The organism is Gordonia westfalica (assembly GCF_900105725.1).
Lineage (GTDB): Bacteria > Actinomycetota > Actinomycetes > Mycobacteriales > Mycobacteriaceae > Gordonia > Gordonia westfalica.
Window position 1 is genome coordinate 2,594,570 of record NZ_FNLM01000034.1, and the last position, 22,938, is coordinate 2,617,507.

At 65.5% G+C, this 22,938-nt stretch carries 21 protein-coding genes, 4 tRNA genes and 2 pseudogenes; 12 read left to right on the forward strand and 15 right to left on the reverse strand.

From position 1 onward, the window contains the following. Positions 1 to 110: 110 nt before the first annotated feature. The gene (locus BLU62_RS17200) at positions 111 to 1,826 is read right to left on the reverse strand and encodes an adenylate/guanylate cyclase domain-containing protein (protein ID WP_074850987.1); all 1,716 of its coding nucleotides are present in this window, start codon (positions 1,824 to 1,826) and stop codon (positions 111 to 113) included. Positions 1,827 to 2,055: 229 nt separating this feature from the next. On the opposite strand from BLU62_RS17200, the gene BLU62_RS17205 reads away from it, so the two are divergent. Next, positions 2,056 to 3,897 carry a hypothetical protein gene (locus BLU62_RS17205; protein WP_074850989.1) on the forward strand — a complete coding sequence of 614 codons (1,842 nt, stop codon included), beginning with the start codon at positions 2,056 to 2,058 and terminating at the stop codon, positions 3,895 to 3,897. A 103-nt stretch (positions 3,898 to 4,000) separates the two neighbouring features. On the opposite strand, the gene BLU62_RS17210 is transcribed toward BLU62_RS17205, so the two are convergent. The 3 genes and pseudogenes from BLU62_RS17210 to BLU62_RS17220 all read right to left on the reverse strand — a co-directional run bounded on the left by BLU62_RS17210 (position 4,001) and on the right by BLU62_RS17220 (position 6,108). Beyond that, complete coding sequence (locus BLU62_RS17210) at positions 4,001 to 4,552, reverse strand: YceI family protein (RefSeq protein ID WP_074850991.1); 552 nt, start codon at positions 4,550 to 4,552, stop codon at positions 4,001 to 4,003. A 623-nt stretch (positions 4,553 to 5,175) separates the two neighbouring features. Further along, a complete protein-coding gene (locus BLU62_RS17215) occupies positions 5,176 to 5,424 on the reverse strand; it encodes a hypothetical protein (protein ID WP_084811817.1) in 249 nt (82 codons plus the stop codon). A 148-nt stretch (positions 5,425 to 5,572) separates the two neighbouring features. Further along, a pseudogene (locus BLU62_RS17220) lies at positions 5,573 to 6,108 on the reverse strand (NUDIX hydrolase). On the opposite strand from BLU62_RS17220, the gene BLU62_RS33885 reads away from it, so the two are divergent. Then, positions 6,049 to 6,186, forward strand: a complete 138-nt coding sequence (locus tag BLU62_RS33885) for a hypothetical protein (RefSeq protein ID WP_244278393.1) — start codon at positions 6,049 to 6,051, stop codon at positions 6,184 to 6,186. The pseudogene BLU62_RS17220 and the gene BLU62_RS33885 sit on opposite strands and share 60 nt — an antisense overlap. Here the strand turns inward: BLU62_RS33885 and BLU62_RS17225 are convergent. From BLU62_RS17225 to BLU62_RS17235, 3 genes are all read right to left on the reverse strand, one after another. After that, the gene (locus BLU62_RS17225; RefSeq protein ID WP_074852969.1) at positions 6,171 to 7,217 is read right to left on the reverse strand and encodes a hypothetical protein; all 1,047 of its coding nucleotides are present in this window, start codon (positions 7,215 to 7,217) and stop codon (positions 6,171 to 6,173) included. The two genes, BLU62_RS33885 and BLU62_RS17225, sit on opposite strands and share 16 nt — an antisense overlap. Positions 7,218 to 7,342: 125 nt before the next feature. Beyond that, on the reverse strand, positions 7,343 to 7,942 hold the full coding sequence (locus BLU62_RS17230; protein WP_074850994.1) for a plasmid mobilization protein: 600 nt from the start codon (positions 7,940 to 7,942) through the stop codon (positions 7,343 to 7,345). Then, on the reverse strand, positions 7,942 to 8,229 hold the full coding sequence (locus tag BLU62_RS17235) for a hypothetical protein (RefSeq protein WP_074850996.1): 288 nt from the start codon (positions 8,227 to 8,229) through the stop codon (positions 7,942 to 7,944). Before BLU62_RS17235 ends, BLU62_RS17230 begins: the two co-directional genes overlap by 1 nt. Before the next feature lie 352 nt (positions 8,230 to 8,581). Here BLU62_RS17235 and BLU62_RS35110 point away from each other — a divergent pair. After that, positions 8,582 to 9,659: pseudogene (locus BLU62_RS35110) on the forward strand (tyrosine-type recombinase/integrase). Between the two features lie 96 nt (positions 9,660 to 9,755). Here BLU62_RS35110 and BLU62_RS17245 read toward each other — a convergent pair. The 5 genes from BLU62_RS17245 to BLU62_RS17265 all read right to left on the reverse strand — a co-directional run bounded on the left by BLU62_RS17245 (position 9,756) and on the right by BLU62_RS17265 (position 11,362). Next, positions 9,756 to 10,097, reverse strand: a complete 342-nt coding sequence (locus BLU62_RS17245; protein ID WP_074850998.1) for a hypothetical protein — start codon at positions 10,095 to 10,097, stop codon at positions 9,756 to 9,758. A 45-nt stretch (positions 10,098 to 10,142) separates the two neighbouring features. After that, positions 10,143 to 10,772 (reverse strand): nucleotidyltransferase domain-containing protein, encoded by a 630-nt coding sequence (locus BLU62_RS17250; RefSeq protein WP_074851000.1) that lies wholly within the window; start codon positions 10,770 to 10,772, stop codon positions 10,143 to 10,145. A 268-nt stretch (positions 10,773 to 11,040) separates the two neighbouring features. After that, positions 11,041 to 11,117: transfer RNA gene (locus BLU62_RS17255), tRNA-Phe, on the reverse strand. A 47-nt stretch (positions 11,118 to 11,164) separates the two neighbouring features. After that, positions 11,165 to 11,241, reverse strand: a tRNA-Asp gene (locus BLU62_RS17260). A 48-nt stretch (positions 11,242 to 11,289) separates the two neighbouring features. Beyond that, positions 11,290 to 11,362: transfer RNA gene (locus tag BLU62_RS17265), tRNA-Glu, on the reverse strand. 224 nt (positions 11,363 to 11,586) lie between these two features. On the opposite strand from BLU62_RS17265, the gene BLU62_RS17270 reads away from it, so the two are divergent. From BLU62_RS17270 to BLU62_RS17305, 9 genes are all read left to right on the forward strand, one after another. Next, positions 11,587 to 11,659, forward strand: a tRNA-Lys gene (locus BLU62_RS17270). 237 nt (positions 11,660 to 11,896) lie between these two features. After that, positions 11,897 to 12,019: a hypothetical protein gene (locus BLU62_RS34400; protein ID WP_280141543.1), complete on the forward strand. Its 123-nt coding sequence runs from the start codon at positions 11,897 to 11,899 to the stop codon at positions 12,017 to 12,019. A 129-nt stretch (positions 12,020 to 12,148) separates the two neighbouring features. Continuing rightward, entirely contained in the window at positions 12,149 to 13,663 is a 1,515-nt protein-coding gene (locus BLU62_RS17275; RefSeq protein WP_074851001.1) for a nitrilase-related carbon-nitrogen hydrolase, read from the forward strand. 40 nt (positions 13,664 to 13,703) lie between these two features. Beyond that, on the forward strand, positions 13,704 to 14,306 hold the full coding sequence (locus BLU62_RS17280; RefSeq protein WP_139180037.1) for a PadR family transcriptional regulator: 603 nt from the start codon (positions 13,704 to 13,706) through the stop codon (positions 14,304 to 14,306). Positions 14,307 to 14,659: 353 nt separating this feature from the next. Next, positions 14,660 to 15,421, forward strand: a complete 762-nt coding sequence (locus tag BLU62_RS17285) for a hypothetical protein (protein ID WP_074851006.1) — start codon at positions 14,660 to 14,662, stop codon at positions 15,419 to 15,421. Further along, positions 15,418 to 16,188, forward strand: coding sequence for a hypothetical protein (locus BLU62_RS17290; RefSeq protein ID WP_074851007.1), 771 nt, complete (start codon positions 15,418 to 15,420; stop codon positions 16,186 to 16,188). Before BLU62_RS17285 ends, BLU62_RS17290 begins: the two co-directional genes overlap by 4 nt. Next, positions 16,185 to 16,913: a hypothetical protein gene (locus tag BLU62_RS17295; RefSeq protein WP_074851009.1), complete on the forward strand. Its 729-nt coding sequence runs from the start codon at positions 16,185 to 16,187 to the stop codon at positions 16,911 to 16,913. The genes BLU62_RS17290 and BLU62_RS17295 overlap by 4 nt, the downstream gene beginning before the upstream one ends. Beyond that, a complete protein-coding gene (locus BLU62_RS17300) occupies positions 16,910 to 17,710 on the forward strand; it encodes a hypothetical protein (protein ID WP_074851011.1) in 801 nt (266 codons plus the stop codon). The genes BLU62_RS17295 and BLU62_RS17300 overlap by 4 nt, the downstream gene beginning before the upstream one ends. Positions 17,711 to 17,714: 4 nt before the next feature. Then, on the forward strand, positions 17,715 to 18,548 hold the full coding sequence (locus tag BLU62_RS17305) for a hypothetical protein (RefSeq protein ID WP_074851013.1): 834 nt from the start codon (positions 17,715 to 17,717) through the stop codon (positions 18,546 to 18,548). A gap of 231 nt (positions 18,549 to 18,779) precedes the next feature. Here the strand turns inward: BLU62_RS17305 and BLU62_RS17310 are convergent, their stop codons facing one another. The 3 genes from BLU62_RS17310 to BLU62_RS17320 form a co-directional block, all read right to left on the reverse strand. Continuing rightward, a complete protein-coding gene (locus BLU62_RS17310; protein WP_074851015.1) occupies positions 18,780 to 20,096 on the reverse strand; it encodes an O-antigen ligase family protein in 1,317 nt (438 codons plus the stop codon). A gap of 106 nt (positions 20,097 to 20,202) precedes the next feature. Then, positions 20,203 to 21,696, reverse strand: coding sequence for a tyrosine-protein kinase domain-containing protein (locus BLU62_RS17315; RefSeq protein WP_074851017.1), 1,494 nt, complete (start codon positions 21,694 to 21,696; stop codon positions 20,203 to 20,205). A 105-nt stretch (positions 21,697 to 21,801) separates the two neighbouring features. Then, positions 21,802 to 22,935 carry a glycosyltransferase gene (locus BLU62_RS17320; RefSeq protein ID WP_074851019.1) on the reverse strand — a complete coding sequence of 378 codons (1,134 nt, stop codon included), beginning with the start codon at positions 22,933 to 22,935 and terminating at the stop codon, positions 21,802 to 21,804. Positions 22,936 to 22,938 lie beyond the last annotated feature (3 nt).

A 22,938-nucleotide genomic window follows, 5' to 3' on the forward strand; every position in this document is an offset into this window, starting at 1 on the left:
GGTGGCTCGCTTCGCTCGCTACCGGCTCAACCCGCAGGACGCGGTGGCTCGCTTCGCAAGACACGACGACGCGCACCGCTCGCAACCGGCTCAATCAGCCTGTGGGGTGCTCAGCCGCCGAAGAACGTCGTCAGCCGCAGTGGATTGGCGCCGACGATGCGTCGGGCCGGGCGCAGCAGCTCGGCGATCAGATTGCCCGACGACCCGAGCCGTTCGACGAGGTCGGAGGGGGCGTAGAACTCGGTCGGGGCGGACCGTCCGCGCATGATGCGGCTCCCCAGCAGTTCCCATTCGTCGGCTTCCGCGCCGGCCGAGTCGAGCGCGGCGCCGCTGGCGAGGGCGGGGATGCGACCGGTCTTCGCCATGTCGGACAGCCGGGCGCATTCGTTCACCGGGTCGCCGATGACGGTGTATTCGTAGCGTCGTTCGGCGCCGATGTTGCCGGCGAAGACCTCGCCGTAGGAGACGCCGATCCCCCACCGGATGTCGAGGCTCTTGGCGAGACGGTCGGCGAGATCGCGGGCCGCGGCGAGCGCGTGACCGGCGGGGTCGTCGAGCTCGACGGGCGCTCCGAAGACGGCGAGCGCGGCGTCGCCCTCGAATTTGTTGACGAAGCCGCGGTTCTGGTCGACGACGTCGAAGACGATGCTGAAGAACGCGTTGAGGAGTTCGGCGACGTCGTCGGGACTTCGATTGTGGGAGAGCTTCGTCGAGCCGACGATGTCGACGAAGAGGACACCCACCTCGGTGTTGGTGCCGTGCATGCCGACGCCGTCGGAGAGGGCGAGGTCGGCGACGGTGTCGCCGACGTGCCGGGCGAAGATCTCGCGCATGCGGTCGCGTTCGGCGAGCCCTTGCACCATCACGTTGAATCCGTGTTGCAGCACACCGAGTTCCGAAGAGTCGTAGACGGGGACGCGGGCGTTGTAGTCGCCGTGGTCAACGCGGTGGACGGCTCGACGCATCTCGGTCAGCGGATCGGTGATGGCCTGCCCGACCAGGAAGATGACGCGGGCCCCGGCGGCGAGTCCGACGATGGTGAGCACGACGGTGGTCCAGTCGACGGCGCCGTAGACGTCGGGCAGCATCCCGGTGAATCGTCCGGCGTTCACGGTGAGCAGTCCGATCATCGGCACCGCCGAACTCACCGCCCACACGGCGAGCAGCCGGATGCGGACGCCGTTCATCACGTGGTTGGCCGGGAAGTCCTCGAGGACGACGATCGCCAGCGGTCGCGCGGCGCGTTCGACGAACAGGTAGGTCAGACAGGCGCTCGACATGCCGGCGAGCGTGAACGCCACCGCGACGCCGGCGACGGTTGCGACGGTGAGGTCGTCGGCGACCAGCACGTAGAACAGTGCCGCACTGAACCAGGCGGCGACGGTGGCCAGCAGTTGGAGTCCCGGGATGCGTTGCACGGCGCGTCGACGCGCATGGTCGGCTGGCCGGCAACTGACAAACCACTGCAGCTGGGGCCGGAAGACGAGCAGCCCGAGCAGCAGGTTGACGAGAAGCCCGGTGATGATCGCGCCGACGACGGCCGGGAAGTTGGGGGCGCCGAGGGTCTCGTCGAAGGTGAGCTGACCGCCGTTGAACGCGAGTTGCACCAGCAGGAACGTCTCGACTCCGATCAGCGCATCGCTGACGACGACGCCGGTCATCGCGGTGACGGTGGCGTGGCGGGCGATCCGGGCCCGCATCTCCGGCCCGACCCGCGCCCACGCGCGAGGACTCGGAACCGTGGGCAGTCCCCACAGCATCCCGGAGGTCCGGCGTCTGAGCCGCGTCCACGGCACGCCACGGCGGGTGCGGGGCCTGCGTCCCATGGGCCACTCCTGCCTGAAGGCGATACCAGCAGACTACCGAAGCGCTTGTTACCGGGGACACGTCGAAAGTCCCTTTCCTGGCGTCACCGCTTCGGAATCGAGACAGGTATCGCCAGAACGCGGCCGGCTCGTGGTCCGATCGAGCGAATTCCGTGGGCAACGCCGATTCGACACAGCATCTGAGCTGGGCCGATGTTTCAATTGCTCGTCCATATCGGGAGGAGCGCCCATGCGCCGTTTCGCTGTCGTCGTCATCGCTGTCGCCGTGTCGGTGTCAGGATGTTCGCTGTTCTCCTCGTCCGAGGACACGTCCCCACAGTTCGACGCCGCGTCGCCGGTGAAGGAGCAAACCGTCGACGTCTCACCCGACGCAACCACTGAGGTTTCCGTCTCCGACAACTGGACGATCTCGATTCCTCGGGGCTCGGCGGCATCGGATTCGACGTTCACCGTTCGGCCGGCAGAAGGGTCCGACGAGGCCGGTAAGTCGGTGATCCCGCTCGCCGGCGCCGACCTGACACTGTCCACCGGACAGCCGACCGCCCCGCTCACCTTCCGATACGAGCTAGACGAGCCCCTACCTGAGGGCACCGACCTGTATCTCCTCGGACGGGAGTCCGGAGCCTCGGATTCGGTCGTTCCCGCCACGCCGATCGCGGCTGCGATCGACAGCAACCGCCGGGTCGCCACCGCACAGGTTCCTCATCTGAGCACGTGGGAATGGCTGGCAGTCGAGGCCAACCACTTCGTGACGTCAACGCTGGGATTGCGCGGCAGCGCACCCGAATGCAAAACGCAGCCGCGACCCGGCTGGTTGGACGAGGTGGTGTTCCTCGACGAGAAAGAAGCGCCGATGAGGATCTGCACCGGCGCGGACCCAGCGGACGAGAACATCGCGGTGGTGAAGATCCGGAACAACCGCGGGATCGGCATGATCGTCACCGCGCCCGTGACTCCGAGGTGGGCGCACCTCGACGTCTTCTCCGGGCAGCCGGCCAACGTGGCTGCCGAGATCGAGAGCGCGACCATCTCGTTACTGGGTGTTCCGACGAGCGTTCGGTCCAGGACGTGGGTTCTGCCACCCGGAGGCGGCGTCGACATCGGTTTCACCGCGAGTTCGCTCCCTCTGATATCGAAGATCACTGCGACGGCGACGCTGTCGACGGTCATCTACGGCGTTCTCTGGGATCAGCTCGAAGACCGGATCGGCGACCCGTTGACCCTGAGCGCGATGGAACTCGGTTTCATGGCCGCCTGTTTCGGCCAAGCTGTGGACTCAGGCCTCGCCGGGATGTCGGACTCGCAGGTCAGGGCCGCGGCAACCGGCTTTGCCGCGGTTGCCATGTGCTTGATCCAGAAGGCACCCGACGTGCTGAGCGAGATCGCGGGTCATCTGTCGGAGAAGGCGTTCCAACAGATGCAGAGCCGCAAGATCGCGGAGAAAGTGGGTCGGAATCATGCCCGTTACCTGCCGTTGCTCAATCGGGTGACCACCGCACTGGTTCTCGCCGACGCCGTGGCCACCGTCAACCTCGGCGCCGGCGCATGGGAGATCGGCCTATTCAAGAAGGTCGATCCCGAGTATTCGCTGAACGCTGCGTGCGGCCGCATCGACGACCGCCGCACGGTCACACACCCGTCCCTTGGAGCGGTCACCATCGGATTGCGGCACGGGGAGAACAGTCTCGCCGGAGAGGGCTGCATCGTCGCGGTCGATTCCAAGGGCAAGCGGCTGCTTGTGCAGACCCTCTCCGTGTACGGAGATGCACTCGACTTCGCCGACCCCGTCACCGATGCGACCAAGAACGTTTTCATCACGTACAACCCGGGCCGCTACAACGGCGTCATCACTCTCGTCCCGACTGCCACCGGCTACGCAGACATCGGTTGGGAGAAGGGCGGGTTGGCCTACCAGAGCACAACGCACGCCTATTACTCCGCGGAGGTCGTCGGCCCCGGCACCGACGGTCGCTACACGATCAAGACTTTCTCCAATGACTGCGAACCAGACTGCGCGGGCGGCACCATCACCACCACGATCCTCCGCTGGAACGGTCGGCGGTACGTCTAGCAGCGCAGAAACAGACCGGCACCTGCGCGGGGGTTGCGCTGGTGCCGGTCCGTGAACCGTCCGGACTCGGGGGTGGTGAGTCCGTTCGGGGATCTGCGGGAGATCAGGCCTGGACGGCCTCGATCTCGAGCGTGATGGTGATCTTGTCGCCGACGACGACGCCGCCACCCTCGAGCGGCATCTCGATGTCGATGCCGAAGTCCTTGCGGTTGATGACGGTCTTGGCGTCGAATCCGGCGACGGTGCCCTGGCCCATGCCCGGGTTGGTGCCGTTGTACTCGAGTTCGAGGCTGACCGGCTTGGTGACGCCCTTGAGGGTGAAGTCGCCGTCGAGGACGTAGTCGTCACCGTTCTGGCGGACGCCGGTGGAGACGAAGGTGGCCTTGGGGAACTGCTCGGCGTCGAAGAAGTCGGCCGACTTGATGTGGCCGTCACGCTGCTCGTTCTTCGTGTTGATCGAGGTCACGTCGATCTCGGCCTCCACGGCGGGGGTGCCGTCCTCGGAGACGGTGATGGTGCCGGAGAAGGTGTCGAAGGTGCCGCGCACCTTGCTGACCATGAGGTGCTTGACGGAGAAGCCGACGGTGGAGTGGACGGCGTCGATGGTCCAGGTGCCGGCGGGGATCGGGGCCTTGACGGTGGTGGCTGCGGTCATGATTGCGTCCTTCCAGACGAGCGAGTGGTTCTCGGTTCGCGTGGGCCTGTTCGACCCATCGCTACTGTAAACGGACCGTGGTCCGGATTCATTCCCCGGGGAGGACTTTCTCGTGTGATCCGCACCACAGCCACCACCGGGCACGCCGGGGACACGATTCGCCGCAGCAAACAATCCGGTGCCACACACGGCGACAAATGACTCAAACTTGCATCCGCAACCACCACGGAACACGCGCCGGAAGACCGAAGAAAGGTCTCATGAATTCCGCGCGGCCCGACGTCGACGAATAGACGATCGAATCCACACCGGCCGATCGTTGCGCAAAGGCCGTTCGAGAAGGACCGCCGTTCGACGCCACGCAGACGATTGCCGAGCAGAACATGACCGCCCCCGCGGCCATGCGTAACCATTGCGGCCACTCACCGGGGGTACACCGGCGAGGCGAGCGAGACCACGGGATCACGCCCGACGAGCCGAGGCACCTCCGACGACGCCCTGCCCGGCAGCCTCGACCCCGAGATCACGCAGATGCGCCCGCGAGGCCCGCGGCAGCCGTCCGCCCGGCGCCGGGAGGCCTCAGGAACCCGACTGATCAGCAGGTTCGCCGCGATGGAGCTCGGTCAGCCTCGCCCGATGATGAGCGCGGCAACCATGAAGGCGATCACCACGAGCGAGATCGCGCAGCCCAGCAGCGCCTGCTTGCGCGTGGACATCGGCGCGTAGGGATCTTTGTACTCGTAGCGGTACACGACCTTCGCCGGCTCGGCAGCGGTCGGCTGCGGGGTCGAACTCGGTGCCGGAGCCCATTCACTTGAGCGGCCCTCGAAGGACGGATTCGTCGTCGTATTCGAAGAATTGGCATTGTTCACGCCCGTAATCATGCCTAACCGGCCAGTAACTTGCCATACAAGTACGTGTCGTCTGGTCGATGTAATTTCATGTCGCAGAACGTATCTGAGAACACCAGAATTTAGATGGGACGATCGTACAACTCGGCCTAAACGACCTCATCGACGTTCATTTCCAGGCGAACACCGGCTGTTCGAATTCATCGACGCGGGTGTGTCGATCCCGGAGCACGACCTCGGCGAACTGGTAGATCACCGCGGCGGTGGGCGCATGCACCAGCGCGTCGACGATGGGCAGCTGGATCACCGGACGCGCCGACTGCGGGATCGTGAGGAACCGCGGCTCGACGCCCAGTTCGGCGAACGTCACGAAGAACAGCTGCGACACCTCGGCGGGATTCGGTGTGGGCTCTTGGTACTGCTCGGCCCAGCAGACGATGGGGGTGATGACGAATCCCGAGCGCGTCGGGTAGTCGTCGAGTGTGCCCAGCACCGACTCGGGCGGCAGCTGCACGCCGAGCTCCTCGTCGAGTTCCCGGAGGCCGGCGGTGATGTGGTCCTCCCCGGGTCCAGCCGGCCGCCGGGCAGGGCGAACTGGGCCGCGTGGCGGCGCATCGTCGGCGGCCGTTTGCACAGCCAGATGCCTTGTCGGCCGTCTTTTTCCGCGACGGCCAGCACGACGGCGGCGGCCGCCGATCCGGGCACGTCGACCGTGCGGCGATCGAACCGTTCGACGCGGTCGGCCGCCACGGCCCGTTCGAGGTGAGTCACACCCTCAGTTGACCACGCTGCCCGTTCGAGGCGGTGACCACCTGCCCGAGGTGGTAGCTGACGACGCTCAGCGCGAACAGCCCGATCGCCAGGTTCAGCAGGGCGCCGAAGCCTTCCATGGCGAAGTCGACGAGCGCGTTGCTCAGCAGGAACACCAGCGACGCGATGCGCAGCGTCCGCAGCGGCCAGACCCCGGCGTTCCCGCGCCGGCGGGCCAGCATGGCCGGCAACGCCAGCGCCAGTGTCCCGATCGCGCTGAGGAACAGAATCCAGGTGGCGATGCGGTTGTCGGCGAGTTCGATGTAGACGTCGAGGTCGCCGAAGCGGTCCTTGGTGAACACGAAGCTCAGCGCGCCGACGACGACGCCGCCAGCCGAGGCCACCACGAGGAACCACCCCACGACAGACACCCACCGCGGGCTGCGGAAGACATCGGGGATGAGGCGCACGGCCCGGTCCCGCAGGATCATCAGCCGGTCGGGGGTGCCCTTGCTCGAATCGAGGAGGCCGCGCACGTGGTCGACGGTGTCGGCGTCGGCTCCCTTGTCGACGGCCATCGTCAGGAACTCCTCGGCCTGCCGTCGACGACGGTCGGGCAGTCCGTGGGCGACGCCGTCGGCGGCGATCGACGCCGCGTTGGCGAGGGCTTCGGCGCCGGTCGGCGGGCGGACGTCCCGGACGATGCGGCTGATCAGCAGCACCAGCACGACGAGCACGTACATGATCTCGGCCGACGGCCCGTAGAAGTAGTCGTTGTCGCGGGTGACGAACTTGCCGACCTCGTCGAGGAACAGCCCGAAACCGATGCCCCCCAACACCACCGCCGTCACCCGGGCGGTGGCGCCGAGGAACAGCCAGCCGGTCATCAGCGCCAGCATCATCAGCGCCCCGCCCCACAGGGCGTGGGCGATGTGCAGGGTACCGCCGCCGATCTGCGGGTAGCCGGTCAGCTGCAGGTACAGCCGGGTGACCAGGATCGTGGCGATCGCCAGGATGAGGAACCACTCCACGGCCGCGGTGCCGTAGACACTGCGGATGATCACCGACGTGGCGCGATTTCTCATGCAGTGAATTATGTGGCCCGGCAAAACGGATGAACCACAGATCGGGGACATGTCTCGGTCCGTGGCGCCATCCGGCCGGCGGAGATCGCCGCCGGCAGTCGTCCTCAGTCGGCCGACTGGTGGGTCCGCTGTTCCGACGTCGCCTCCGCGGCCTCTTCTGCCGCAACCCCCGGCACCGTGGTCGCGGAGTGCCCGACGTCCATGCCCTGCGCCAGCCGTGTGTCACGCAGCATCTCGGTCAGCGACCGCACGCCGGCGATCGTGTCGCCGACCTCGCGGACGAAGTCGGCCCGGCGCTGCTTGTGCTTGTCGTCCTCCTCGCCGAGCATCGCGCGCAGCTTCTGCTCGGACGACGCCAGACCCGGGATGCCGGCCTGCCTCGACAGCAGCAAGACCTCGAGGAACACCTCGAGGGTGACCGCCTCCCCCGACGGCAGGGTCACGATGCCTGTCTCGGGCAGCGACCGGTCGTGGCGGCGAAGCAGGACGTCGCGGGCATAGGTGGAGACGGGCAGTCCCCGCGTCTCGGCCTCTTTCTCGACCTCGGTGTACTCGTCGTCGGTGAGGCGGACCTGCAATACCCGGCCGCGAGCCCGGTTCGGGCGGGCGACCGTGACGTCGTCGCGGATGGCCCGGTCCGGGTGGTCCTCTATCTCCTGGGCATCGGTGATCGCGTCCCGCAGAACATCATCGGGCTCTGACATCACGCTCTCCCTTCTCGATAGCGTCGGTGGTCGGTGGGGTTGGACTTCCAGCCGTTGGCGCCGTAGGTGACTCCATCGATGTGCCGGACGAGCACCACGGTGAGCAGCGCCCGCGCGGTCGGCGACCAGCCGATGACGCGGTCGCTCGCGCCGCTGGTACTGGCCGGGTCCGGACGCAGCAGGACGGCATCGGGGTCGGCGAGCGCCTCCTGGTCCTCTGTGACGGTGACGCCATGCCGGTCGCGCATGTGGTTTTCACCGTGAATCCAGTTGACCTCCCCGACCATTTCTCCAGTGTATTACATCTGCAATACACATGAAATGCCCTTTTCGCTCGACGCTGTCCTCTCGACCATGCAGGGAGCCCCTGCATGGTCGTCGCCAGGCCTGTTTCTCCCCAGTCGGCTCAGAGGTGAGCCACCGTTCGGGCGGCATCCGACCGGATCACCAGACGACGGAACCCCGCAGGCACGGTGTGCGTCTCATTCTGGAGCGACCGGTCGGCCCTGGGTGCGGCCGCCGACGACCACCCGACTGGCGAGGAGTGATCGATGTGACCACCTGCGGCACACCTGGAACAGCAACCGCCCGCCGACGGTCGGATCGGCTCCCCCGCCCGAGCGGCGCACCCCGACGCCGATGAGCATCACCCGATACCGGACGAGCTCCGGCGAACCCCGCTGGCGGGTGACCTGGCGGCTGCCCGACGGCCGCACCCGCAGCAAGGCTTTCGGCACGGCGCGCGAGGCCCGGGCGTTCGAGGCCGAGGCGGTCACCGCCCGCAACCGGGGTGTGGTGTTCGACCCGTATCGCGGCGACGCGTTCAGCGTCGCGGCGGTCTATGCATCCTGGCTGGCCACCCGCCAGGATGTGACGCCGAAGGTCCGGCGTGGTTTCGAGGACAACTGGCGGCTGCACGTGCAGCCGGCGTTCGGGGCGTGGCCGGTGACGACCGTCGACCGGGAGTCGATCCAGGTGTGGGTGAACGCGATGGGCTGCGCGCCGCGGACCCGACGCTGGCGTCATTCGCTGCTGCGGATGATCCTGGCCCATGCCGTGGCCGAGGGTCTGCTGGTGAAGAACCCGGCCGAGCGGACGGTGTTCCCACCGTTGGATCTGGCCGAGCACCTCTATCTCACCCACGAGGAGGTGGCTGACCTGGCGACGCGGTGCGGCCCGCAGGGAGACATCGTGCGCATCCTGGCCTACACGGGTCTGCGCTGAGATGACCGGCCTCAACGTCTCCGACGTCGATCTGGGGCGCCGGCGGATCTCCGTGCGCCGGTCGATGACCCAGGTCGGCGGGAAGTTGGTGACCGGGAAACCCAAGAGCCGGGCCGGGATTCGCAGCGTGCCGCTCCCCGACTCGCTCGTCGGGGTGCTGGCCGCCCGGATCGAGGGACGGGTCCGCACCGAGGCGGCGATCACCTCGCCGAAAGGGGCGCGGCTGAGCCGGGAGAACTGGGTGCGCGCGGTGCGCTGGCGCGAGCAGGTCACCGCGCTGGGCTACCCGACCCTGCGGGTGCATGACCTGCGCCACACCTATGCGAGCCTGGCCCGCGCGGCCGGCGCGGATCTGCGGCTGCTGCAGGTGGCGATGGGCCATGCGTCGATCACGGTGACCGCCCACACCTATGCCGACCTGTTCGACGGGGAGCTCGACGCGGTCGCCGATGCCCTCGACGCGCGGCTGACCGAGATCCGCACCGACCGGTGAAAACCCCTACCGCGCGGGAATTCCCCTCGTCCCAGCCCAGGTCCGAGCTCTTCGCGTCGCCATGCGGGTCCGCACCCACGATCAGCGACCCGCGAACTACCCGCGGGCGGCGACGGCCTTCTTGGCTGCCTCGAGCAGGTGCTCCGCCGCGCGGCTCATCTTCGTCAACTCCGCGGCGGCCAGGTCCTGATGCGTGTAGGCCGCTTTGTTCTTCAGGTTGAGGAGGGTATTCAGATACCGCTCGGATCCGCTGTCGGCCCGCTTGAGCAACGCGACGGCCTCGCTGTGGTTGCCGGTGTTGGAGTGCACGCCGAGCCGCACGCAGCAGATCACGTCCGAAGCTGCGATACCCGCATCCACATAGAGGTCCCCGGCTGCGTTCGGCATCTCAGCTCCGAGATGGTCGGCGGCCTCGAAGAACTCGGTCGCCTTGGACATGCGGCCCGCGGTGACCGCGGCATCAGGAGTTCCGCTGTCCCGCCGTCAGGACCACCTCGCCGGGCGCAGCTGCGCGGCGAACCAGGCGTGTGTCCCCGCCACGGTGACGCCCTGCTTCGACACGTCGTCGAGCAGGGGCTCGCCGGCGGCGACCGCGGCGCGCAATTCGTCCTCTGCGTACTCGACGATCCGGCCGTCGTTGCCGGTCCACGCGGTGACCAGACGAGCGAGCTCGGTGACCCGCTGGTCCCACGCGTCGTCCTCAGAGTCGGTGGCGCGCACCAGGAGCACGTCGATGTCGCTGTCGGGCCTCATCCGACCCGTCGCCGCCGACCCGAACACCGCGGCGTACCGCAGTGCCGCCTCCCACGCGACGAGATGCTGTTCGAGGCGGTCCAGAAACGTGGAGTTCAGCCGGGACAGCGCCATGATCGGTGGGGCCGCGAGATGCTCGGGGTTGAGGCGGTAGGTGTGGGTCCGACCTACTTCGTCGTGCAGCACCACGCCCTGTGCACTGAGCCGGTTGAGGACCTTGCGGATGCCTTCCCCCGATGCGGTGCCGAGGATGCGCTGGACCTGGCTGATCGTGAACGTGACGTCGGCGCTCGCCAGCACCGCGAGCACGTCGCCGTCCAGGGTCGGCGTCACCGTGGCGAACGGTTTGTTGAGCTGCATGACCCACCCCTTCTCCAACGAAAGTGAGAGTAACACCACTATAGTTGGAGAGCGGCTGCATGGCCGAGCACCGCCCCCCCGGGTGGGCCAGCCGTAAGCAGCGCCATCAGCCGGGAGGACGTCGCCGGACTGCCCCACGGGCCCGGGCAGACAGATCACCGCGGAGCCGCGACGAGAGCCGGCCCCCATCGGCCAGTGGCCCACGTCGTGGGCCCCCACCCCGGCCCCCGAACCCAAAAAACCTCCCGGATGAACCGGGAGGTTTTCATGGTGGCCAGAGTCGGGATCGAACCGACGACCTTCCGCTTTTCAGGCGGACGCTCGTACCAACTGAGCTACCTGGCCCTAAGAGAACCGGCGCATCCGGTGGAACCGAATGCGCCGGTCATCTCTGGCGACCCTGACGGGACTCGAACCCGCGACCTCCGCCGTGACAGGGCGGCGCGCTAACCAACTGCGCCACAGGGCCTTGTTCAATTGTTCTGTCCGACTCTCGTTTCCGAGTGCCGCACAGGCGTACCCCCTACGGGATTCGAACCCGCGCTACCGCCTTGAAAGGGCGGCGTCCTAGGCCGCTAGACGAAGGGGGCCGGTCTCGCTTCTCCGCTGGGAGCTCGCATAGCTTATGACAGGTTTCGAGCAAACCACAAATCGGGTGGTCAGGGGCATAAAACGGCCGTTTTGCCCACTATCCGGTGACGCGTGCGCGGGCCCGCTCGGCCAGCGTCGCGATCACCCCGCGACACGCGTGGAGGGCCCCGGCGAGAGCGTCGGGGCAGGCTGTAAACTCATCGACGCCCGGCTCGCCGGGTACGCCCCTATAGCTCAGTTGGTAGAGCTACGGACTTTTAATCCGCAGGTCCCAGGTTCGAGCCCTGGTGGGGGCACTCCAATCCCGCGACCGTCCTCGCGGCGGCCTGTGCGTTGCTCCGCACCTCCCCTCTCCCCTGCTGACCATCTGCGGGACCTTGTCTCGCAAAGGCACTCCGACTCCGCGGCGGACAGCACCGCGGCACCTGCCGACACGGCTCACGCCGGCAGCCGCCCCGTCACCCGCCCGGCAAACCCCCGCGGCGCGTAGACGTCCAGTCTCGCCGCGCGCCGGGTCGATACCCATGAAGGCGTTGCGCCCGGCACCAGTCGATCGGGACACCGCCGCGCATCCCATCGGCATCCGACGATGCGCCGCGCAGCAGGCCATCCCGCGCGAGGACGCACAACCCCGTCGGGACATCACCGGCGGGTGAAGCCGCGCAACAGAATTGCGCCGCCTGTCACCGATCGTCGCTACACTGTGCGGAACTCGCTGCCGGGGAGAACATGGCCGGACACAACACGCGCAGCGTTCCCGCCTGATCCCCACGGAGGCCGTACGGATGTCACCCGACGACACCGCTTCGTTTGCGGCGATGATCGACCGTGTCGTCGAGATGCCCGACCTCGACGCGACGTGGCTCGCCGTCTCCGCCGAGTTGCTGCGGTACTGCGCGGAGCACCCGGCGTCCACCGACGAGTGGGCGGGCCTCGCCCCCGGCGAACCCTTCGACACGATAGCTGCGATGCACGTGGGGGCACTCGCCGCGATGGTGACCGCCGAGCCGGGCCTGCGCGACCTCCTGGGGGACGCCCCGGAAACCGTCGTGCGGCTGTCGTTCATGTCGCGCGCGACGCGAAACGCGCTCCGCGAGTTCGCCACTCGGGAAGCCGTCCCACATGGGTCGTTACCACCCCGGTTGCATCTCCTCGCGGTGGCGCGGGGCATCGCCGAGAGCATCGACGAGCTCGCCGGCGATACCTACGTGCACTGGTTCCGGGCTCGGGGCGAAGTGGTCCTGACCCCTGGCGAGCCGTACCCGGTCTGTCGTCGCGATCCCCGACGCTGGCTGGCGCCCCACGCAGTCAACACCAGGCCGGACAACCTTCCCGACCGCGACCTGGCGCAGACGCGGCGCCTTCGGATCGCCGACGCCGCTCCGTATACCTACATCATCGATTTCGACAGCTGGAACCGGTTGAGTCCGGTGGGTGCGTCAGGGCGGTTGACGGTCGCGGTCGGACAACCCAACCGTGACCTCACCGACTTCGACATCGCGTTCAGCGACGAGCCCCGCCGCACCTTTGCGAACCTGGGCCCCAAAGACGCCGCCGCGCAAGCCGACCGGATCGCCCTGCTGGGTGCGCAGGCCGCGCGACGCGGCGCCGACATCCTCGTGCTGCCGGAGTACACGCTCACCGAAGCGGTCCACACCGCCCTGCTCGAACGCGACCGACGCGAGACGGCCGAGCCGCGACCCACGGTGACGTGCACCGGCGTCGGGAGCGGCCCCGACGATGACGGAGTCATGACCAACGACGGCAGACTCGTGATCCACACGGCTGGTTTCAGCCCGGATCATTCGGTGGCGACGCCTCGGAAACTGCACCCCGCGTACATCGGTGATGCGGTGGAACGAGTGCGAGTCGGCACCGAGATCCGTGTCTTCGTCAGCGAGCGGTGGACGCTGTGTGTGCTGATCTGCCGGGACGGTATGGACGACGCGGTGGCAGCCCAGTTGGCGGCCATCGGAGTGAACCTCCTGTTGGTACCCGCGATGAGCCCGAAGACAGCCTCCCTGATCGGCACCACTGCGTCTCTCTGTCGCCGGAGCCAGGCGTTCGTGGTGATCGCCAACGGCCCCGCTCGCTGGCCGGACACCGCGTCGCCGATCGACGCGCCCCAAGCGCCGGCCGGGCACCGGGCAGAAGCGGTCTTCGCCGGACCGTACGCCGACCTGCCAGATCGTTTCTGGGCCGCAACAGTCGGCAGCACCAACGACGAGGAATACGAGCCGGGCCTGTGGACCTTCTCCTTTGACGAGCGCGCCGTGCACACAACAGATGACAATAGTTGACAATAGTTGACAATAGTTGTGTCTGTGTTAGGTTGTGTCAATGCCTTCAGCGGTTGCCGCTTCCCTCGTGTCACTTCTCGACGACCTCGCGGAACGCGCTCGAGACCAGATCAACGAGCCCGACCTGCGGCCGGCGATCAGCTTGGTCTACGACCTCGGCCGCCTGATTGCCGCCGGCCCGGAGGACGATATTCGGCTGGCCCAAGCCGCGGTCGCGGGGGCGCGCGAACAACTCGAAGTCGACGGCCACGTGATCAACACCCCGGAGAAGGCCCTGCTCGGGAAGGAACGTCAGGCCTACCTCGCCGGAGCCTTGTGGGCGATCAATGAGCTCATGACCGTTCGGCTCGAACAACTCGGCACCGCGCGCACCCCCGGCGACACGACGCGCCGCGGTCAGATCCGAGCGCTCGTCCTAGAAGGCCTCATCGCCGAGGGCACTGTCACGCCGACCGAACTGCAGGCACGGATCAACAAGGGCGGCATCGATGTTCGCCTCGATGAGATCTCGCGAACCCTTGGCGACCTCTTCAGCGACGACATTGTGACGCCCACCCAGCCAGGCCCGGGCTCCGATCGGCGCCGCAAGTATTTCGCCCTCACCGACGCGGGTCGACGAAAGGTCGCGGAGAGTGCGGAGTAGCGCCACCTGTATGCGATCTACGACGACCTGAACGCACCCAGCTCAGAGCTGACTCCCGACGGCAGGGTCGCAGTGCCGGCGCCCAGGATCGAATTCCTCATCTCATGCTCTTCCGTGGATGGACCCCGACCCCAACGACGCTGGCACATGTCGCGATCACCAGAGACTCATACGGTCGCCCGTCGTGCGCCCCAGCGATCGAGCTTCGGTCGACGGCTCAGAATTTGCGCATCAGATCACCAAAAATGTCCGCTTTGCGCGCTATAGTTCCGGTGTCCGGCGCTTCGGCCGGCCAGGAGTGCTGGGGGGCCGGCCTTGATGGAGATGTTCGCGCGCACCACCGCGGGGGTGTCATGAACACCGAGTTCGATCAGGGCGTCGACGCGATGATCCGGTCGGCGTCACAGCATCTCGCGCACCAGACCGACGCCCTCCGCGCGCGGCACCGGAAGGCGACGGCCGCGGCGGCCGAGTACTTCCGGCAGGTCGTGCCGGTGGGTGTCGAGGCCTTCGCGGTGCTGGCGCGGCGGGGACTGACGGTCCACGCCGCCGACCCGACCGGGCGTGACCCCTCGGCCCGGTACATCCGGCTGTCACCGTCGGGGACGATCGACAATCCCGACGCCTGGTCCGGCCGCACGAGGTTCCTGTCCGACCTGCGCTTCCTGCACGCCAACGGGCTGCTGATCCATCGCCACTCCCTGCATTACAACGCCGGCGCGACAGAGCAGTACCGACGCGGCGGGGGTATCGGCGAACCACCGGTGCAGCCGCCACGCGGAGTGCCTCGTCGCAGCGACGGCTCGTGCACCTGGTACGACGACGCGGGCCTGCGCCAGGAGTTCGTGCGCAGCTATCGCGCCCTGTCATCCGGCCCGATCGGTGACCTCGTCGCACCCGAGAAGCGCCCCGTCACCGACAACGACGGGTTCCTTCACGTCGACGTCGACTCCGGCACCACGTATGTGGTGTGGCGGTACCTCGACGGCGGGGCGTCGAAAGGAGGCGTCGGCGAGTACCTTGCCGACGACCTGCGCGTGGAGACCCTGCACGCGTATATGACACGAGTTGTCGTCCACGAGGCGCAGTTACAGGAGCGGCGGGTGCGGGGATGAGTATCACGCAAGAATTCGACGACGCCTATCACGCCGGTGTGGCCCGTCTCCGCAGGCTCGCCGACGAGCGCGCGACCCGACTGCGTGACGCCGCGACCGAACGTGCCGCGGCCGCCAGACTCGTTGTGGCCGCGGCGAAACCGGTGTTCGCCGCGGCGTTCGCGCGCTTGCAGTCCGAGGGTTTCGCGGCCAGCCGGCTCCCCACGAACAACAAGGGGTTCTTCAGGAAGTTCACCGAACCGGTGATCAGCACCATCGACAACACCGATTCGTGGGAGTTCGGCCCGTTCGCCGCGTTCGGGAACTACATCACCGCGCGCGGTGACTTCTTCCTGTCCCCCGACGTGCGCTGCGACAAGGCGGGAGACGACAAGGAGGTCGTCCCGGTGTTCAACGCTCTCCTCCCACCCAAGTACGCGCAGTACGACGGCAATGTCCGCGGGATGGAGCGGTGGTACAACCTCGAGGACGCCGTCGAGGCCCAGGCCCGCGCGATCGCCGCCGCAGTGGTGCCGAGCCTGAACCGTGCCTCCGACCGTCAATTGTCGAACCGGATCGTCGTCGACGAGTCGACCGGCGAGGTGCTCTTCCTCTGGACCGAATACGAGATGAAGCTCCGTGTCGCCGAGGTCACCCGGGCCGAGCGAATGGAACTTTTCAGGCCGGGGGTCCCCTTCCAGGGACGCTACATCGAATCGCTCGAGAACTACGTGGAGCGCCTGGTGACCCGCAAGATCATGTTGTCCGGCAACAGGAGTCGACGATGACCACGTTCGGACCGGCGGCGGGTACGCCGGAACACCTCACCTGGACCGACACTGCCTACGCCTCCTATGTCGCCGAGATCTGCGCGATCGGTCTCCACCTGCGCAAGCACCTCTTCGAGCTCAAACTGGCCCGTCCGCGAGACCGCAACGTCAAGCCCGGCCGGCAGCTCGCGCAAGCCGTGCTCGAACTCGGGCAGAATTCGTCCGCCTGGCGGCGACACAAGATGGACGACAACCGCAAACTGGGACCGCTGGCCGACCACACCACCCCCCTGTTGGTGCACCCCAACGGATTCATCAACACCGACGCCACGGTGATCGTCGACGTCGCGTCTCTGGATCGGAATCGGCGATGGGACCGGAATCCCCGCCTGGTGGTCCCGAAAAAGGCCATCAGCGGCTACCGGGCATCGTGGTATGACCCCGCCGACATCATCGAGTTCTCCCGCGCCTCGATCCTGCCGATCAACATCGCCCTCCCCGACCTCGTCGCCCGCGACAAGGCCGGGGACTTCGAAGCCAGTCGCTTCGTGAACTCGACCAACGTCGTGGTGGCCACCGACATCGGAAAGATCGGGCACGTCTGGGATTTCCGCCGTCTCACAGGCGATTTCCAGGTCGGCCGGCAGATCGGATCGTCGGACTACTATTTCGAATCTCTGCCCTCCTACTACGGGCGGGTCCTCGCGCGTGAGGTCATTGCGGCGGAGAGGGCGACACGATGATCGACGAGCGCCTGGCATCGCAGATCAACAGCAAGATCGACGACTTCCTCACCCAGGTCGCGCAGGACACGCAAGCCAAGGCGGCAGCGCTGAAACGGGCGAAGGACGACGCATCGGTCGTCGCACGCACCTTTGTCGAGCAGGTGGAGCCGCTGGGACGACAAACGTTCTCTCAGTTGTCGGCCAAGAAGCTCGGGCAGATCGGCGATCGCCGCAACGTCCGCCGACTGCGGGACACGAGCGGGTTGCCGAGCACGGTGGAGCCGTTCAAGTTTGGCCCCTTCACCGACCGGCACCGGTACCTCCACCAGTTCGGTCTGCTGTCGTCGGACTACGAACTCAGGTACCGGCAGGGTCGCCTGGAGGAGATGCGCGGCCACGGAGACGTCGACACTCCCCTGTTGCCGCCGCCGACCGTGACACCCGATGCATCGGGCATGTGCCGCTGGTACGACGAGTCGGGGCTGCGGGAGACGGCGATCACCGAATGGTCGTACGGATCCGTGGCGGACTCGCTCGACGCCGTCCGGTCCCGGGGTCGCGACCTTCCGTGCACGTCTACCGACGCGGCAATCCTCTTCCTCGACACGGACACCGGCCAGACCTACATCGCATGGAACTACGACCGTCTTCGTGGCGTCGTCGTGAGCGTCCGTGTTGATTTCGAGGAGGTCCCCCAGGTCGGTTCGCAGATCGCTGCGCACACCTGGATCGAGTCGGTCGACGAGTACCTGGCCCGGATCGTCGCCTGCGAGTTGGCGATCGACGAGTTCCGGCAGACGCGATATCGGAGGTAGGGCAATGACTTTCGGATTCGACGAAGTCGCCGGCACCGCTGCCGACAACCTCCGGCGGGAGCGCGACCAGCAGGTTGCGGCGGCAGAACGGTCCGCGGCCGAGGACTGGGAGGAGCGACGCGAACTCACGCGCCACTTCATCGAGGCCATCCGCGCACCGCTCCAGGTGGTGTACGCGAGGCTCGTGTCGGAGGGCATCTCACCCAAGAAGAGCAAGCTGAGCAGCAAGAGTTTCCTGCGCACCACGCACGAGCAGCTCATCTGGATCGGCGGCACGATCGACGCGGGGTTCGCGAACAACCAGTACGGGCCGTTCTTCCGCTACATCAACTCCATCAACAAGAACGGCGACTTCTTCTGGACAGACGTGATCGAATACCGCCGGCCGGGCGTCCACAACGACGGCGGATTGAACGACATCGGCCGGATCGAGCGCCCGTTCTCCCGCGAGGTCAAGCCGCCACGAAACGCCGAGAAGCGCGTGCGCAGCAACGCCGTCTTCTGGTCGGATCGAAGTGACTCACTCGAATTCACCGCGTACTACATCGCCCGATCGATCTGTTCGGTCCCGTCGCCCCGCAACGGTGGCGCGGCGGGTGCCACCGATCCCATCGTCGTCGATCGCAGTGACGGGTCCGTCTACTTCCGGTGGGCGGGCACCGACAACCGGCACCGAGACGACGAGGCCCCGGGAGAGGAGCGCCGCGCTCCGGCCATCGTGCCGCCACTCCTCGAACCGATCGAGGACTACGTCGCCCGAGCGGCCGCCAGAACCATTGCGCTGCACCGGCTTGCGCAGTCACAATCGGCCCCGTCGCGGTGCGGGTCACGACGGTAGGCAGGAGTCCGCGGGACGGTAACGTACGACTTCGCGTTCCCGGCGCGCAATCTCCCGGTGAGATCACGGTCTCATTGATCCAGGCGGGACGGTTCAGACTTCGCCTATCGGCAGCACTTGATCGTCGACTGCCAGTGCCGCGACACGCGCAACATATTGGCGCGGGAACGCCCGAATCGTTTCCTACACGGCTCTGCTGGCTAGCGTCTCTACTAACGACGTCTGTTCACATCAAAGCGATACCGTGGCCCCCAGGTTTCGCGATCGAGTGACAGCCGGTGCCGGTTGATCCCCCGGTTCGATGTCGCGCTCATGGGCAAACGCAAAGAACACACAGAGCCACAGAATATATGCAGTGGCCGTCGACCCGCTACTGATGGAGGAATAGAGCTGAATGGAAACAAACACTATGCAGAACGATGCCAATCCCGGGCTCACTGTTCGATCGACGCGGAGCCTGGACATGACTATCCACAGCAAACCGGCGAAGAAGCAAATCGTAAGCACAGCACCGAAACCAACCAAGTATCCGAGAAGTGCCGATTCCGGACTTGTCTCCAGGCCGTACTGAGAGGCAACAAATGCTTTAACCCTCTGAATTCCAACGCCAGAAGGGATAAACCTGAGACCATCTGGAAGAATGACAGTCCAGGCGTTGCGGCGCGCTTCTGCCGAGCCAGAGTCGTCCTGAATGCGACCAGAGATCGCTTCGAAAGCGCCCAAAGCGTTGAAAACGCTATAGGAAACGAGCACACCGACCGCTAGAATCGCTCGTCGCATTGTGGTCATCGAACTCTTTAGGATGAGGAAAACTACCCCTACAGCGGCCCCAACCAGCGCTATTCGTGATTGCGTCACGAGCACGCCGGCCACAAGTGCAACAAGCGAAAAGTACGTTACCCACGCTCGCCGAATCAGCGCGAGAAGCGGAATGGCTGAGGCTATCAACAAGCCCAGGTCCAAGGGGTGATCGATCGTTCCCATCTGACGGTTCGATTCTTCGACAATTCTCCACCAGAAACGCTTCGAGTAGTCATCCAGGTATGGCTGTCTGACCACATCCATAGAGACAAGGAAGGCCAGAATGCTCTGTGCTACTGCCACCGCGATGTACCCGGATGCCAGTAATCGATAGAAATTCTCGTATCGCTCCGCTAAGTCGCAGCACATTACGAAAATCAGCACAGGCGCAACGACGAAATTCAGCCAGAACCCTATTGCTCCGCCCGGACTAGATGCCTTGAGTATCTCGGATACGACCGAGCCAACTAGGAAGACCGCTACTAACGCGATCGCGCCCAGGGGAATCGTGGGCAGAAGTCGTCGCGATCGGGGTGGAAGATCTTCACTCGGGATCAGAAGGCGAGTGCACGCAACTGCGAGCGCCAGGACCGTACACACATGCACACCCGCAAATGAGATGTGCGCAGCGAACGGAATGGTGGCGTATCCGATCAGTACAAGACCAACGCCGGCGCGTGGTTCCAGATACGCCAGGCCGCAGGCGAACGCCAACGCTACGGCCAACATCAGGATCATCAGTGACATAGGGACATACACCGCCTCTTGTGCTCGACAGATCAACGTCGTTCGGTGCTGTCGAGACCCCCAAACGCAACGACTTCGGAATACCCGTGATCGGCTGATCCAGCGGCTACCGGTAGATGGGCCGCCCGTTGTCGGGTTCCTCGCGGACCGCGTCGCTCGAAGCGTGGGCGATCACCGCGGGACCTTGATCACGACCATCTGGATCGACGGCCTCCCCGTAGTAGCCATAACGATATGAACGTTCACGGTCGCTGACACCGTTGACGACGAATCCCAGGATTGTCGCCTGCGCGCGTTGTAGTTCCGCATAGGTCGAAGTCAGATCTGATCGTTTGGTACTACCAGCGCGCACGACCAGAACCACGCCGTCTACCCACTTGGTCAGTTCGACTGCGTCGGTGACAGGCATAACCGGACCCGAGTCGACGATGACGAGATCGTATGTCTCTTCGAGCTCGGCGAAGCATCGACCAGTTCGCTGCGACGCGAGGAGCTCCGCGGGATTAGGAGGCACCGGCCCGGATGCAAGAACATCCACGCCAGGCGTGCTGGATTGCTGGATCACATCCGCGACGTTCTCGACGCCGCCACGAAGGTAGTCGGTGAGGCCGATGCTATTGGTGAGCCGCATCCGTTGCGAGGCCGACGGTTTCCGCAGATCGGCCTCGACCAGGACGACCCTCTTGCCTGACTCGGCGAAGGCCGCAGCGAGGTTCACCGCTGTTGTCGTCTTTCCTTCTCCCGGGTTGGCACTGGTCACGAGAATTCGTCGGGCAGGCGTATCAACGCTTACGAAGCCGAGATTGACCCGCAATCGTCTGTACGCCTCACCCGTTGGACTCGCCCCCGCTGGAGCGAAATCGAGGAGAACCTTGTCCTGCAAAGACGAGTCGACCGGAACTGCGCACAAAGACGAAGTCATGGGCAACAACTCGGTCACGTCTGACTCGGTCCGCAGACGCGTGTCCAGTCGATGGCGTGCCAACACGATGAATAGACCCAGCAGAAGCCCAAGTCCGAGTCCTGCGGCCAGGTTTCGTTTCGTCCTCGGTGAGACCGGAATGTCGCTGATCATCGCCGGACTGACGACCGTGACCTTCGCCAACGGATCGCCGCCGGAACTGGGGGTCTCGAGCACACTGACGTACTGGACAAGTGAATCCGCAACTCTGTTCGCAAGGTTGCTGGCAATCACCGGATCTGCGTTCGTTGCATTCACGGTCAAGAGGACAGTTTCGACCGAGGTGTAGGCGGACACGTCTTCGCGCGCATCTTTGACAGACATGTCGATGCCGGAATCTTTCAGCGCCGTACTGAGAACCGCTTCGGAATCAACCAGACGCACATAAGAGGCAACACGTTGCTGCGAAGCCAGCGACCCTTGATAGGCGTTCTGCACTGTCGCCTCGGTCCCTGACGTCACGTACAGCATGGCGGACGAGCGATATTGGGGAGTCTGAGTCAGGCTCACCCCGACGGCCGCCACTCCCCCGACCAAGGCACAAAGCCCGACAATCCACCAGCCATCGCGTACTACGCGAAATAGCACTCTCAGTCTGTCCGCCGCCGACGCGGTGTCCACAGCTTCAGTTTGGTTCACAGTGTGCCTGCCTCAGTAGTGGCTCGGACTCTTCGAGCCGGTCGACCTGACTGATATCGGGCGATACGCCTGTTTTCGAAACATCTACCCGATCCGGTTTCGTGCCTATATCAACGCGGGGGTGCGAGGCATGCCGATACTAGCGAGAAGCTCATCCTCGTACGCTCCACAAACTCCGTCCCACGTAAAGTGTTCTTGCTGACGGAGTTTCGCAGACCTACCCAGTCGCGTGCGAGTGGATTCGTCGGCGACCACCTCGGTCAGCGCTGCTGCAATCGCACCGGGCTCCGCCGGCGTGAACACTCCTGCGTCGCCGAGGACCTCCCGGTTGAATTTCGTATCACGGGCAATAATCGGCACCCCACAGGCCATCGCTTGGACAAGCGCCGGATTAGTACCGCCAACACTATGTCCGTGGAAATACGCTCCGCAGTTCTGCCACAAAGCAAGTAGCTCGTCATCGTTGGATATGTGACCAAACCAACTCACACTCTCGCACGCGTCGGCGACCGCTGCAACTTGCTCTTCGATCTCTCCGCCGTACCCAGATGAGCCTACTATCACCACTTTCTGACTCTCTGGCAGCCTCTCAACCGCGGCGATGAACTCACCTACAGAGTTCTCCGGGACAAATCGCGCAACGTACAAGATGTATTCACCAGGTCTAAAACCCCGTACGGGAGCCAAATCGCCGGTCTCGGTGCCACCGTACGGGATGTACGCGCCCACCCGCGCAAACTCACTCACCCACCGGTCGCGAATGGCCAAGGAGTCACACACAATGCGGTCTGCGTAGCGGGCCGTCAAAGAGGCTCCAGTCCGGAATACCCGTTTCGCCAGGCCTCCCCATTTCTGACGCTCCCATTCGATGCCGTCCACGTTCAGAACGATCGGAATGCCACGAGCTCTCAAGAACGGCAACCAGTATCCGTTGGCAACATTCATCACCAGTGCAACGTCGACGTTGCGGAATGCGGCGTCGACAGAACTCGTCAATCCGTACGAAAGAGTACTCAACGACTTGTTCTCGATACCCGGTGAAAACACCTGGAGGACCGCGTCTTCTTCCTCGCCCGCTGCGAAGCGATCGACACCGGGGCGACAGTAGACAACCACGTCCCAACCGCGTTCGGTCAGGAACGGCACCAGCTTCCTGATGAGCGTCTCAAATCCGCCGTAGTAGCTCGGATAGCCGCGGGTGCCGACGATCGCGACGGTCGGTCTGGTTCGAGTTTCCATAGG